The following is a 13,769-nucleotide window of genomic DNA, read 5'->3' on the forward strand; positions in this document are numbered from 1 at the left end:
CGGGGCGTAGCGCTTTCCCACACGCCATGACATGTCCTCCGGTATTTCGTACGTTTTATTTCCAGTACCATCAGCGCCCATGAAAACCCCTTCTTATATAGGGCGCTTTGCGCCAACCCCCAGCGGTTATCTGCACTTCGGTTCTCTGGTAGCAGCCCTGGCCTCCTATCTCGACGCCCGCTCGGTCGGTGGAAAATGGCTGATGCGCATGGAAGATCTCGACCCTCCCCGCGAGGTCCCGGGTGCCCAGGCAGGAATACTCCACACCCTCGAAGCCTACGGATTCGAATGGGACGGCGAACTGGTCAGGCAAAGCGACCGGCACGAGGCTTACCAGGCAATCATCCATCGGTGGTTCAGCCAGGGCCTCGCTTACGCGTGCACCTGTTCGCGCAAGCAACTGGAAGGCTACAACGGCATTTATCCGGGTTTTTGCCGTAATGCGGGCCACCCACCCGAGGATGCGGCCATCCGGATTCGGGTGCCTGAGCTGGAATACCGTTTCGAAGACCGGGTGCAGGGGGAGTTTCGTCAACATCTGGGGCGCGATTCGGGAGATTTCATCATTCGTCGCCGGGACGGGTTTTACGCCTACCAACTGGCGGTTGTCCTCGACGACGGCTGGCAAGGAGTGACCGACATCGTACGCGGCGCAGATCTGCTCGATTCCACGCCACGTCAGCTGTACCTGCAAGAACTGCTGGGCCTGCCGCAACCGCGCTACCTTCATGTACCGCTGATCACCCAGCCCGATGGCCATAAGCTGGGTAAGTCCTACCGATCGCCGCCACTGCCGCCGGACCAGGCCACGCCGTTGCTGCTCAGGGGTCTACGTGCCCTGGGGCAAAAGACGCCGGCTGAACTGGACGACGCTACACCCCGAGAGGTACTGGATTGGGCCGTTGCCCACTGGAACGCCGATTCGATACCCCGCCTAGGTGCTATCGAGGAAGCTCGAATAGACTGAGCTCGCGCCACCGATTCATGTTGAGGGAGCACAAAGCTGGCGGAAACGTCGCTTGCAGCCCCATCGCCATCCGTTACCATGCCGCTCCGTCATCGTCTGGTCAGTCAACCTGGGAGGCCAAATGTACATTTATCGATTGGTCCTGCTGCTGGTGGTGGGCATCTATCTGTTCTCCCCCGCCATCATGGACTGGTGGATCGACGCCACGGGCGCCTGGTACAGACCCTACATGCTGTGGCTGATCCTGATCGTCGTGACCTTCATTCTGCAGAGCCAACGAGATGCCGATGAGCTTTAGCCTGACCCAGATGATTCTGGTCAGTGCCGCCTACCTGACGTTGCTATTCGGCGTTGCCTGGGTCAGTGAACGTGGCCTGATCCCGCGCTGGATCATTCGTCACCCGTTGACCTACACGCTGTCACTTGGCGTCTACGCCAGTGCGTGGGCGTTTTACGGCACGGTGGGGCTGGCTTACGAATACGGCTACGGTTTTCTGTCGAGTTACCTGGGGGTGTCCGGCGCTTTCCTGCTCGCCCCCGTCCTGCTTTACCCCATTCTCAAGATCACCCGTACCTACCAGCTCTCATCACTGGCTGATCTGTTTGCGTTCCGCTTTCGCAGCACTTGGGCGGGCGCGCTGACGACCATCTTCATGCTGATCGGCGTCTTGCCATTGCTGGCACTGCAAATCCAGGCCGTGGCCGACTCCATCGGCATTCTCACCCGGGAACCGGTGCGCAACTACGTGGCCTTTGCGTTCTGCGCGCTCATCACGCTGTTCACCATCTTCTTCGGCTCGCGTCACATCGCCACCCGGGAAAAACACGAAGGGCTGGTGTTCGCCATCGCCTTCGAGTCGGTCATCAAACTGGTCGCCATCGGCGGCATCGGTCTGTACGCCCTGTACGGCGTGTTCGATGGACCGCAGAGCCTGGAGCAATGGCTGCTGCAAAACCAGAGCGCACTGGCGGCGTTGCACACACCCCTGCAGGAAGGCCCATGGCGGACGCTGCTGCTGGTGTTCTTCGCCTCAGCCATCGTGATGCCGCACATGTATCACATGACCTTCACTGAAAACCTCAACCCCCGCTCGCTGGTCAGCGCCAGTTGGGGTCTGCCCCTGTTTCTGCTGCTGATGAGTCTGGCGGTACCCCTGGTGCTGTGGGCGGGGTTGAAACTGGGCGCCACCACCAGCCCTGAATATTTCACCCTGGGCATTGGCATCGCCGCGCACAGCAAGACCTTGGCGTTGCTCGGCTATATCGGGGGACTTTCCGCAGCGAGCGGACTGATCATCGTCACCACGCTGGCGTTGTCCGGCATGGCGCTGAACCACCTGGTGCTGCCGCTTTACCAGCCGCCAGCCGAAGGCAATATCTATCGCTGGCTGAAGTGGACACGGCGCGGCCTGATTGTCGCGATCATCATGGCCGGCTTTGGCTTCTATCTGTTGCTCGGCGCCAAGCAGAATCTGGCGAATCTGGGCATCGTCGCCTTCGTGGCAACATTGCAATTTCTACCCGGTGTGCTGTCGGTGCTGTACTGGCCGGCCGCCAACCGACGCGGTTTCATGGCGGGGCTGATCGCAGGCATCGCGGTCTGGACCATCAGCATGTTGCTGCCGCTGATCGGCGACTTCCAGGGGTTCTACATCCCGCTGCTGAACATGATTTACGTGCTGGATGACACCAGCTGGCACATGGCGGCCATCGCTTCTCTGGCGGCCAACGTGCTGGTGTTCACCCTGATTTCACTGTTCAGCAATCCCAGCCCCGAAGAGGCAAGTGCGGCCGAGGCCTGCGCGGTAGACAACGTTCGCCGCCCACAGCGTCGCGAACTGCACGCCGCCTCCCCCCAGGAGTTCGCCACCCAACTGGCCAAACCCCTGGGCGCGAAGGCTGCGCAGAAGGAGGTCGAACAGGCGCTGCGGGATCTTTATCTGCCATTCGACGAGCGCCGCCCATATGCGCTGCGGCGTTTGCGCGACCGTATCGAGGCCAATCTCTCCGGGCTGATGGGGCCGAGTGTTGCGCAGGACATGGTCGAGACGTTTCTGCCGTACAAATCCGGCAGTGAGAACTACGTCACCGAGGACATCCACTTCATCGAAAGCCGCCTCGAGGATTACCACTCCCGCCTCACCGGCCTGGCGGCAGAACTCGACGCCCTGCGCCGTTATCACCGCCAGACCCTGCAAGAACTGCCGATGGGTGTGTGCTCCCTGGCCAAGGATCAGGAGATCCTGATGTGGAACAAGGCCATGGAAGAGCTGACCGGCATCGGCGCTCAGCGCGTCGTCGGGTCACGGCTCGAGACCATCGTCGATCCCTGGAAGCAGCTGCTGCTGGGTTTCATCAACGTTCCTGACGAACACTTGCACAAGCAGCGCCTGGGCCTCGACGGTCAGACTCGCTGGCTCAACCTGCACAAGGCGGCCATCGACGAGCCGCTCGCGCCGGGTAACAGCGGGCTGGTGATTCTGGTGGAAGACCTGACCGATACCCAGATGCTCGAGGACAAACTCGTGCACTCCGAGCGGCTTGCGAGCATTGGTCGACTGGCTGCCGGCGTTGCCCACGAAATCGGCAACCCGATCACCGGCATCGCCTGCCTGGCGCAGAACCTGCGCGAAGAACGCGAAGAAGACAGTGAGCTGACGGAAATCAGCAGCCAGATCATCGAACAGACCAAGCGCGTCTCCCGCATCGTGCAGTCACTGATGAGCTTCGCCCACGCCGGTGGACATCAACACGCCGACGAGCCCGTGTGCCTGGCGGAGGTGGCGCAGGATGCCATTGGTCTGCTGGCGCTGAACCGGCGCAATTTCGAAGTGCAGTTCTATAACCTGTGCAACCCCAACCACTGGGTGGACGGTGACCCACAACGTCTCGCACAGGTGTTGATCAATCTGCTGTCCAACGCCCGCGACGCATCACCCGCCGGCAGTGCAGTGCGCGTGAAAAGCGAGGCCTCCGAACACACGGTCGATCTGATCGTCGAAGACGAAGGCAGCGGCATTCCGAAAGCCATCATGGACCGCTTGTTCGAACCTTTCTTCACCACCAAGGATCCGGGCGAAGGAACAGGACTGGGCCTCGCGCTGGTCTATTCCATCGTTGAAGAGCATTATGGACAAATCACCATCGACAGCCCGGCTGACCCCGAGCACCAACGCGGAACCCGGATTAGGGTGACCTTACCGCGACATGTCGAAGCGACGTCCGCCGTGAACTGAGACCGTCGAGAGAACCGAATCAATGCCTCACATTTTGATCGTGGAAGACGAAACCATCATCCGCTCCGCCCTGCGTCGACTGTTGGAACGTAATCAGTACCAGGTCAGCGAAGCCGGATCCGTGCAGGAAGCTCAGGAACGTTTCAGCATCCCTTCGTTTGACCTGATCGTCAGCGATTTACGCCTGCCCGGCGCCCCCGGCACAGAGCTGATCAAGCTCGGCCAGGGCAAACCCGTGCTGATCATGACCAGTTACGCCAGCCTGCGCTCGGCCGTGGACTCGATGAAAATGGGCGCGGTGGACTACATCGCCAAACCCTTCGACCACGACGAAATGCTTCAGGCCGTCTCGCGCATCCTTCGTGATCGCCAGACGCTGCAAAGCATGCAGGCCGAACGCGCCGCCACCGCTAAAACTGCGACGGGCGACAAGTCCGGTCCGGACAACAGCAACGGCGAGATCGGCATCATCGGCTCGTGCCCGCCGATGCAGGACATGTACAGCAAGATCCGCAAAGTCGCACCAACCGACTCCAACGTGCTGATTCAGGGCGAGTCCGGTACGGGCAAGGAACTGGTGGCCCGCGCGCTGCATAACTTGTCCCGTCGCGCCAAGGCCCCGATGATTTCGGTCAACTGCGCAGCGATTCCGGAATCCCTCATCGAATCCGAGCTGTTCGGTCACGAAAAAGGGGCGTTTACCGGTGCCAGTGCCGGTCGTGCCGGTCTCGTGGAAGCCGCGGATGGCGGCACGTTGTTTCTCGATGAAATCGGCGAACTCCCGCTTGAGGCGCAGGCCCGACTGTTGCGCGTCCTGCAAGAAGGCGAAATTCGCCGGGTGGGCTCGGTGCAGTCGCAAAAAGTCGACGTCCGCCTGATCGCAGCGACTCACCGCGACCTAAAGAGCCTGGCCAAAGTGGGCCAGTTCCGCGAAGACTTGTACTACCGCCTGCACGTGATCGCGCTGAAACTGCCCGCGCTGCGTGAACGCGGGGCAGACGTCAATGAAATCGCCAATGCGTTCCTGGCGCGGCAGAGCCTCAAGGCCGGTCGTAACGACTTGCGTTTCGCGCCGGATGCCGAGCAAGCGATTAGACACTATTCGTGGCCCGGTAACGTGCGAGAGCTCGAGAACGCGGTCGAGCGCGCGGTAATTCTGTGTGAAAGCCCGGACATTTCTGCCGAGCTGCTGGGCATCGATATCGAGCTGAGCGACCTCGACGTCAACGAGTTCATCGGCCTTGCACCCCAGGCGTCAGGCTCGTCGAGCTCCACGGCTGGTGAGCCGACCGAGGACTTGTCGCTGGAGGACTATTTCCAGCACTTCGTTCTGGAGCATCAGGACCACATGACCGAAACCGAACTGGCGCGCAAGCTGGGCGTCAGCCGCAAGTGCCTGTGGGAGCGTCGCCAACGCCTGGGTATTCCGCGACGCAAGACCGGAGTGGCCAGCGAAACGTGAGCGCATCTTCGCGCAGGCTCTGGCACGCGGGTTACGCGCCATGTGAAAAAACTGTTACCTCATAAATGGTGACGTAACAAAACCGGGGCGTACGGTAACGACCCCCCGGTTTTTTTCCGCCCGCGCAAAATAGCGTCAATTTGCCACACCCTTGCATTCCGCGGCGTGTAGCCTGTTTTCCAAAAGTTGGCACAGGTACTGCTATATGTATTCGTACAAGAACAACAAAAATCAGTCACCCGAAACACCAACATAATAAAAACAAGACGAAACGACTCACGCATAACAAGAACAACACGGCGGAGGCGCAGCTAACTGATTCTTTTGGAGAGGCGTTGCATTTGGGACTTGTCCCGCAACCAGGCCGAGAACAACAAAAACTACCCTTAGGTAGAGCCTGAACTGGTTGGATCGATAGATCACTGCCGCACAGCGACCAAAGCAATCCGTTTGCTCTTGACTCCCGATTGGGAGGTTTCACAGGCGAAAGCCGTGAATTGGGCGGTCAACAACAATAAAAAGCCCATCAGACAATAAAAATAAGAGCACGCACTTTGGGGGAGCTTCGGCTCCCCCAGTAGCATCTGCAATAAACCCCGTCCTGCTCGCCCCCCCCCTTGCACCCATTGTGCAGTCCGCCCCCAGGCGCCTATCGAGCTGCCTCCTACACCATCCCTCGACTAAATGCTAGAATCCCCGCCCATCGTGCGGTCACTCTTCGAAATTGGCCGAATATTCCTTCAAACAGTGCCTCCCATGCTGAAGAAGCTGTTCCAGTCATTCCGTTCCCCACTGCGCAAGCCGCAGCAACATGTGCGCACAACGCCTGAAGTGCTCAGCGGTAGCCAGCATTCGTTGCAACGCAATCAATTCAGCCGCTATGCGGTGAATATCGTCGAGCGCCTGCAGACCGCCGGCTACCAGGCCTATCTGGTCGGTGGCTGTGTCCGCGACATGATGCTCGGCATCACGCCCAAGGATTTCGACGTCGCCACCAGTGCCACGCCCGAGCAAATCCGCGCCGAGTTTCGCAACGCCCGTATCATCGGCCGCCGCTTCAAGCTGGTTCATATCCACTTCGGCCGTGAAATCATTGAAGTCGCGACCTTCCGCGCCAATCACCCGATCGATGACGAAGACGAAGACAGCAACCAGTCTTCGCGCAACGAGAGCGGGCGCATTCTGCGTGACAACGTCTACGGCACCCTCGAAGACGACGCCCAGCGCCGGGACTTCACGATCAACGCCCTGTATTACGATCCAGTGACCGAGCGCGTCCTCGATTACGCAAACGGCGTACACGACATCCGCAATCGCCTGATTCGTCTGATCGGCGACCCTCAGCAGCGTTACAAGGAAGACCCGGTGCGCATGCTGCGGGCCGTGCGTTTCGCCGCCAAGCTGGATTTCGGCATCGAGAAGCACAGCGCCACGCCCATTCGCCCGCTGGCGCCGATGCTGCGCGACATCCCGTCTGCGCGTCTGTTTGAAGAAGTACTGAAGCTGTTCCTATCGGGTTATGCCGAGGCGACGTTCGAGATGCTGGTCGATCTCGAACTGTTCGAGCCGCTGTTCCCGGCCAGCTCCAAGGCCCTGGAATACAACCCGACTTACACCCACACGCTGATCAGCGAGGCGTTGGCCAACACCGATCTGCGCATCAAGCAGAACAAACCGGTCACACCGGCGTTCCTGTTCGCAGCCCTACTGTGGCCTGCCCTGCCCGCCCGCGTGCTGCGTCTGCAAGAGCGCGGCATGCCGCCGATCCCGGCCATGCAGGAAGCGGCTCACGAACTGATTACCGAACAGTGCCAGCGGATCGCGATCCCGAAACGCTTCACCATGCCGATCCGCGAGATCTGGGACATGCAGGAACGTCTGCCGCGCCGATCGGGCAAACGCGCCGACCTGCTGCTGGAAAACCCGCGCTTCCGTGCCGGCTACGACTTCCTGTTGCTGCGCGAATCCGCTGGCGAAGAAACCGACGGCCTGGGTGAATGGTGGACCGACTATCAGGACGCCAATGATTCCGGACGCCGCGACATGATTCGTGACCTGGGCAGCAAGCCCGACGCCACCGGCCAGGGTCCGCGCAAACGTCGTCGCAGCAGCAGCGGCAAGCGCAAACGCGCTGGCGTCGACGGGGCGGAATAACACCCGATGATCGAGCGCGTTTACGTCGGCCTGGGGAGCAACCTGGCCGACCCTGCCGAACAGTTGCGCGAAGCGATCAAGGCCATGGGCCTGATACCGCAGAGCAGCCTGGCAGGCGTTTCCTCTTTCTATGTCAGCGACTCGCTGTTGCCGGGTCAGCCGCGCTACACCAATGCGGTGGCTGCGCTCGACACCTCGCTCCCCCCACTGGCGCTGCTCGACGCCTTGCAAGGCATCGAAAACGATCAGGGCCGCGAGCGCCTCGAACGCTGGGGGCCGCGCACGCTGGACCTCGACATCCTGTTGTTCGGCGATCGCCTCATCGATGAGCCGCGACTGAAGGTGCCGCATTACCAGATGCAGGCGCGCGCGTTTGTGCTGTACCCACTGGCCGAGCTGGCACCGGGCATCACCCTCGCTGATGGCCGCGCGCTGAATGATTTGCTTGCCCAGTGCCCGTTCGAAGGCCTGGAACGATCGCCGAGCTGAAGCTGTTCTGCGGGCACGCTCAAACCGGTAACACCCGGAATTGACTTCCCGCCCCCTCCTCACGAAGATAAGCGTCCCAAAGCCGGACGACCGGCCAAAAGGCGCGGATCAGGCCGTTGCAAACATCGCAAAACGACGATGTGCCTGCCTCCCAAGATGAATCACGCGTTGCTCGCCGCAGTATTCACAGCGCCTGAATGAGGACTTTCCATGCCCGATATCACCGTTACGTCCCTGCTGGCTCTGAAGCAAAAAGGTGAAAAAATCACCATGCTGACCTGCTACGACGCGACTTTTGCCCACACCGCCAGCCAGGCCGGTGTGGAAGTGCTGCTGGTCGGCGACTCGCTGGGCATGGTTCTTCAGGGCCACGACAGCACACTGCCTGTCACCACCGCCGAGATGGCGTACCACGTGGCCGGCGTCAAACGCGGCAACCAGGGCGCGCTGATTCTGGTGGATCTGCCGTTCATGTCCTACGCCACTCCTGAGCAGACCTTCGCCAACAGCGCCACGCTGATGCAAGCGGGTGCGCACATGGTCAAGATCGAGGGCGCGGCGTGGCTTGCCGACTCGATCCGGCTGCTGGCCGAGCGCGGCGTTCCCGTCTGTGCACACATGGGCCTGACGCCTCAGGCGGTCAACGTGCTGGGCGGCTATAAAGTGCAGGGTCGGCTGGAGTCGCAGGCGCGGCAGATGCGGGCCGACGCGATTACCCTTGAGCAGGCCGGCGCCGCGATGATTCTGCTGGAATGCGTGCCCAGCGAGCTGGCCCAGGAAATCACCCACGCCGTGAAGATTCCGGTGATAGGGATTGGCGCCGGCAGCGCCACAGACGGTCAGGTGCTGGTGCTTCACGACATGCTCGGCCTGTCGATCACCGGCCGTGTGCCCAAGTTCGTGAAGAATTTCATGGCCGGTCAGCCGGACATCCAGTCGGCGATCGCCGCGTATGTCAGCGCGGTCAAAGACGTCAGCTTCCCCGCTCCAGAACACGGATTCTCGGCATGAACACAGTTAAAACCGTTCGTGAGTTGCGCGCCGTCGTCGCCCGCGCACGCAGCGAAGGCAAACGCATCGCCCTGGTGCCCACCATGGGCAACCTGCACAGCGGCCATATCGCGTTGGTCACCAAAGCCGTTCAACGCGCTGACTTCGTGATCGCCAGCATCTTCGTCAATCCGCTTCAGTTTGGCCCCAATGAAGACCTGGCGTCGTACCCGCGGACCCTGGCCGCCGATCAGGAGCAGTTGCTTCAGGCCGGGTGCCACCTGTTGTTCACACCGACGGTCGATGAAATGTACCCCCATGGCATGGCCGATCAGACCATCGTGCGCGTGCCGGTGGTGTCAGAAGGTCTGTGTGGCGGCAGCCGTCCTGGTCACTTCGACGGCGTTTCGACGGTGGTCAGCAAGCTGTTCAACATGGTGCAGCCGGACATCGCGATTTTCGGTCAGAAGGATTTCCAGCAGCTGGCCGTCGTCAACGCACTGGTGCGTGACCTGAACATGCCCATTCAAATCATCGGCGAACCCACCGTGCGTGCCGCCGACGGCCTGGCCCTGTCGTCGCGCAATGGCTACCTGACTGAAGCCCAGCGCGCTGCAGCGCCTGCGTTGTACCGCGTCATCAAACAGATCGGCACGGCGTTGCAGAATGGGGAGCAGGATCACCAGCAGTTGATAGGCGAGGGTGTGAAAGCGCTCGAAGCAGCGGGCTTTCGTACTGATTACCTGGAGATTCGCAACGCGGTCAGTCTGCGCCCTGCGACCCCGGATGATCATGATCTGGTTGTGCTGGGCGCGGCGTTCATGGGCAAGACGCGCCTGATCGACAACCTGCATCTGGTCAAGGAATAACCTGCACACCCGGCTGAAGGACGCGCCCGGTCATGTGTAAAGCAAAAGTCACGTGATCGGATGACCATCTGCGCCTATGCTCACTGCGCAAACCCGTTGTGGAGCGCAGGCCTTGGCCTTTGCTGGGCGCTGGTGATGAACTTAGCCAGACCCGCAATGCCATACCGATACAGTTCGTGTCAGACAAGCAACTCTACTCTGTGAGAAAAAGTACCGAGCAAAGGTAAAGCAAGGCGCAGACATCGGCGTTGCCTGGGACTAGTCTCTGATGCACCCACGAATTCATGTCCAATCCTGCTTTTCAGCGTCCAAAAGGCAGTTCAAGTACAAGGAAACCCGCAGCGATGGCGTACTACCGCACTCCTCATGACGTCACTACCCTGCCCGCCTGGCAGGCGCTCAAAGATCACCGCGAAGCGATGCAGAATTTCAGCATGCGCGAAGCGTTCAACGCCGACCCGAAGCGTTTCGACGAATTCACCCTCAGCAGTGCCGGTTTGTTTCTCGACTACTCGAAGAACCTGATCACCGCCGAGACCCGTCAGTTGCTGGTTAATCTCGCCAACGAAGTCGGCCTGAAAGAAGCCATCAAGGCGCAGTACGACGGCGAGCTGGTCAACGCTTCTGAAGGTCGCCCTGCGCTGCACACCGCGCTGCGTCGTCCGGTGGGCGACAAGCTGCTGGTCAACGGCGTCAACGTGATGCCCGAAGTGCACAAGGTGCTGAACCAGATCACTGATCTGGTGGGGCGCATCCACGACGGCCTGTGGCGCGGCTACACCGAAAAGCCAATCACCGACGTGGTCAATATCGGCATCGGCGGCTCGTTCCTGGGTCCTGAGCTGGTGTCGGAAGCGCTGTTGTCCTACGCGCAGAAAGGCGTTCGCTGCCATTACCTGGCGAACATCGACGGCACCGAGCTGCACGAGCTGACCCAGAAGCTGCGCGCCGAAACCACGCTGTTCATCGTTTCGTCCAAGACCTTCACCACTCTCGAAACCCTGAAGAACGCCACCGCTGCCCGCGCCTGGTACCTCGCTCAGGGCGGGTCCGAAGCCGAGCTGTATCGCCACTTCATCGCGGTGTCGAGCAACAACGCCGCGGCGGTTGCTTTCGGGATTCGTGAAGAGAACATCTTCCCGATGTGGGACTGGGTTGGCGGCCGTTACTCGCTGTGGTCGGCCATCGGCCTGCCTATCGCGCTGGCGATCGGCATGTCCAACTTCAAGGAGCTGTTGTCCGGCGCCTACACCATGGATCAGCACTTCCAGAACGCCGAGTTCGAAGAGAACATGCCGGTGCTGCTGGGCTTGCTGGGTATCTGGTATGGCAATTTCTGGGACGCGCAAAGTCACGCGATCCTGCCGTACGACCATTACCTGCGCAACATCACCAAGCACCTGCAACAGCTGGACATGGAATCCAACGGCAAGAGCGTTCGCCAGGACGGCGTCCCGGTCAAAACCGACACGGGCCCGGTCATCTGGGGTGGCGTGGGCGCGAACGGTCAGCATGCATATCACCAGTTGCTGCACCAAGGCACCCAGATGATTCCTGCCGACTTCATCGTGCCGATCGTCAGTTTCAACCCGGTGTCTGACCACCATCAGTGGCTGTACGCCAACTGCCTGTCCCAAAGTCAGGCCTTGATGCAGGGTAAAACCCGCCCCGAAGCGGAAGCCGAACTGCGCGCCAAGGGCGTACCGGAAGAAGAAGTGCAGCGTGTCGCGCCGCACAAGGTCATTCCGGGCAACCGTCCGAGCAATACCATCGTCGTCGAGCGCATCAGCCCTCGCCGCCTGGGCGCACTGGTCGCGATGTACGAGCACAAGGTGTTCGTGCAAAGCGTGGTCTGGGGCACGAATGCCTTCGATCAATGGGGTGTCGAACTGGGCAAGGAGCTGGGCAAAGGCGTTTACAGCCGCCTTGTCGGCACCGACGAAACGGTCGCTGAAGACGCTTCGACCCAGGGCCTGATCAACTACTTCCGCGGTCGTCACCGCGGCTGATCTGCCGTCCTGTAACACCCTCGAAACCCGCTGTCTCGCAAGAGGCAGCGGGTTTCGTGCGTCTGGGCTTCAGTCTTCCAAATCAGGCAGCGCCACAACGATGTGAACCGGGCGACAAAGGGCTTAAATTATCATCGTCATTCATGCAACCATGCTCTCCCTTGATCCGGCTGCCCCGCTGTTTTCTTCACCTTTTCAAGCCCGGGCTCGCGCCGCGTCGCACACCATTGAGGATTCGCACCATGCAAGACGTCGTAATCGTTGCCGCTACCCGCACGGCTGTGGGCAGTTTCCAGGGTTCGCTGGCGAATGTTCCCGCGGTGGATCTCGGCGGTGCCGTCATCCGCCAACTGCTGGAGCAGACCGGTCTGGACGGCGCACAGGTCGATGAGGTGATCATGGGTCAGGTGCTGACGGCGGGTGCCGGACAGAATCCTGCACGTCAGGCCGCGATCAAGGCGGGCTTGCCGTTCACGGTGCCGGCCATGACGCTGAACAAGGTCTGTGGCTCGGGGCTCAAGGCGCTGCATCTGGGGACGCAGGCGATTCGCTGCGGCGACGCGGAAGTGATCATCGCCGGCGGCCAGGAAAACATGAGCCTGTCCAACTATGTGATGCCGGGCGCGCGAACCGGTCTGCGCATGGGCCACGCGACGATGGTCGACACGATGATCAGCGATGGCCTGTGGGATGCGTTCAACGATTACCACATGGGCATCACGGCCGAGAACCTGGCCGATCAATACGACATCAGCCGTGAGGCGCAGGATGCGTTTGCTGCGGCGTCCCAACAGAAAGCAACTGCCGCCATTGAAGCCGGGCGCTTCGTGGATGAGATCACCCCGATCCTGATTCCTCAGCGCAAGGGCGATCCGCTGTCTTTCAGCACCGACGAGCAGCCTCGTGCGGCGACCACTGTCGAGTTACTGGGGAAGCTCAAGCCCGCGTTCAAAAAGGACGGCTCGGTCACGGCAGGCAATGCCTCGTCGCTGAATGACGGCGCGGCAGCGGTCATTCTGATGAGTGCCCGAAAAGCAGAAGAACTGGGCTTGCCGGTGCTGGCGCGGATTGCCGCTTACGCGAACGCCGGCGTCGATCCGGCGATCATGGGCATCGGCCCGGTGAGCGCAACCCGCCGCTGCCTGGACAAGGCGGGTTGGTCGCTGGAGGAGCTCGATCTGATCGAAGCCAACGAAGCCTTCGCGGCGCAGTCTTTGTCGGTTGGCAAGGAATTGGGCTGGGACATGAACAAGGTCAACGTCAACGGCGGCGCCATCGCCATCGGCCACCCGATCGGCGCGTCGGGCTGCCGCGTGCTGGTGACGCTGCTGCACGAAATGATCAAGCGCGACGCGAAGAAAGGCCTGGCGACGCTGTGCATTGGCGGCGGACAAGGCGTGGCGCTGGCGTTGGCGCGGTCTTAACAATCTGGGCAGTACGTGCGTAGGACCGGCTTCAGCCGGGAAGAGGCCGGTGTGAACGCCCTCAATTTTGCGGTGTGACTGCAGTGGTCTAATTTCCCCGGACACCTCGATAAGTGGAAAATACATTTATCGAGGTGTCTTTCATGACTAGAAAACGCAACAGGTTTGA

The 13,769-nt window shown here is 60.8% G+C and carries 10 protein-coding genes; all 10 read left to right on the forward strand.

Going from position 1 to position 13,769, the window contains the following annotated elements; translation table 11 throughout:
• The first annotated feature begins 79 nt into the window (after positions 1-79).
• Positions 80-967, forward strand: a complete 888-nt coding sequence (gluQRS, locus tag QWI18_RS24950; RefSeq protein WP_369320122.1) for a tRNA glutamyl-Q(34) synthetase GluQRS — start codon at positions 80-82, stop codon at positions 965-967.
• Between the two features lie 121 nt (positions 968-1,088).
• Positions 1,089-1,265, forward strand: coding sequence for a hypothetical protein (locus tag QWI18_RS24955; protein ID WP_002552060.1), 177 nt, complete (start codon positions 1,089-1,091; stop codon positions 1,263-1,265).
• Entirely contained in the window at positions 1,249-4,203 is a 2,955-nt protein-coding gene (locus tag QWI18_RS24960) for a sensor histidine kinase (protein WP_192135956.1), read from the forward strand. The genes QWI18_RS24955 and QWI18_RS24960 overlap by 17 nt, the downstream gene beginning before the upstream one ends.
• A gap of 22 nt (positions 4,204-4,225) precedes the next feature.
• Positions 4,226-5,665 carry a sigma-54 dependent transcriptional regulator gene (locus tag QWI18_RS24965; protein WP_065988296.1) on the forward strand — a complete coding sequence of 480 codons (1,440 nt, stop codon included), beginning with the start codon at positions 4,226-4,228 and terminating at the stop codon, positions 5,663-5,665.
• Positions 5,666-6,421: 756 nt separating this feature from the next.
• Entirely contained in the window at positions 6,422-7,819 is a 1,398-nt protein-coding gene (locus QWI18_RS24970) for a polynucleotide adenylyltransferase PcnB (RefSeq protein WP_065988297.1), read from the forward strand.
• Between the two features lie 6 nt (positions 7,820-7,825).
• The gene (gene folK, locus QWI18_RS24975) at positions 7,826-8,308 is read left to right on the forward strand and encodes a 2-amino-4-hydroxy-6-hydroxymethyldihydropteridine diphosphokinase (RefSeq protein ID WP_369320123.1); all 483 of its coding nucleotides are present in this window, start codon (positions 7,826-7,828) and stop codon (positions 8,306-8,308) included.
• A 210-nt stretch (positions 8,309-8,518) separates the two neighbouring features.
• Positions 8,519-9,319, forward strand: a complete 801-nt coding sequence (gene panB / locus QWI18_RS24980; protein ID WP_065988299.1) for a 3-methyl-2-oxobutanoate hydroxymethyltransferase — start codon at positions 8,519-8,521, stop codon at positions 9,317-9,319.
• Positions 9,316-10,167: a pantoate--beta-alanine ligase gene (panC, locus tag QWI18_RS24985; protein ID WP_065988300.1), complete on the forward strand. Its 852-nt coding sequence runs from the start codon at positions 9,316-9,318 to the stop codon at positions 10,165-10,167. The genes panB and panC overlap by 4 nt, the downstream gene beginning before the upstream one ends.
• Before the next feature lie 344 nt (positions 10,168-10,511).
• Positions 10,512-12,176 (forward strand): glucose-6-phosphate isomerase, encoded by a 1,665-nt coding sequence (pgi, locus tag QWI18_RS24990; RefSeq protein WP_065988301.1) that lies wholly within the window; start codon positions 10,512-10,514, stop codon positions 12,174-12,176.
• Positions 12,177-12,418: 242 nt separating this feature from the next.
• On the forward strand, positions 12,419-13,600 hold the full coding sequence (locus QWI18_RS24995; RefSeq protein WP_369320124.1) for an acetyl-CoA C-acetyltransferase: 1,182 nt from the start codon (positions 12,419-12,421) through the stop codon (positions 13,598-13,600).
• Positions 13,601-13,769: the final 169 nt, after the last annotated feature.

Source organism: Pseudomonas sp. W2Oct36, from assembly GCF_041060465.1.
Taxonomy (GTDB): Bacteria; Pseudomonadota; Gammaproteobacteria; order Pseudomonadales; family Pseudomonadaceae; genus Aquipseudomonas; species Aquipseudomonas graminis_B.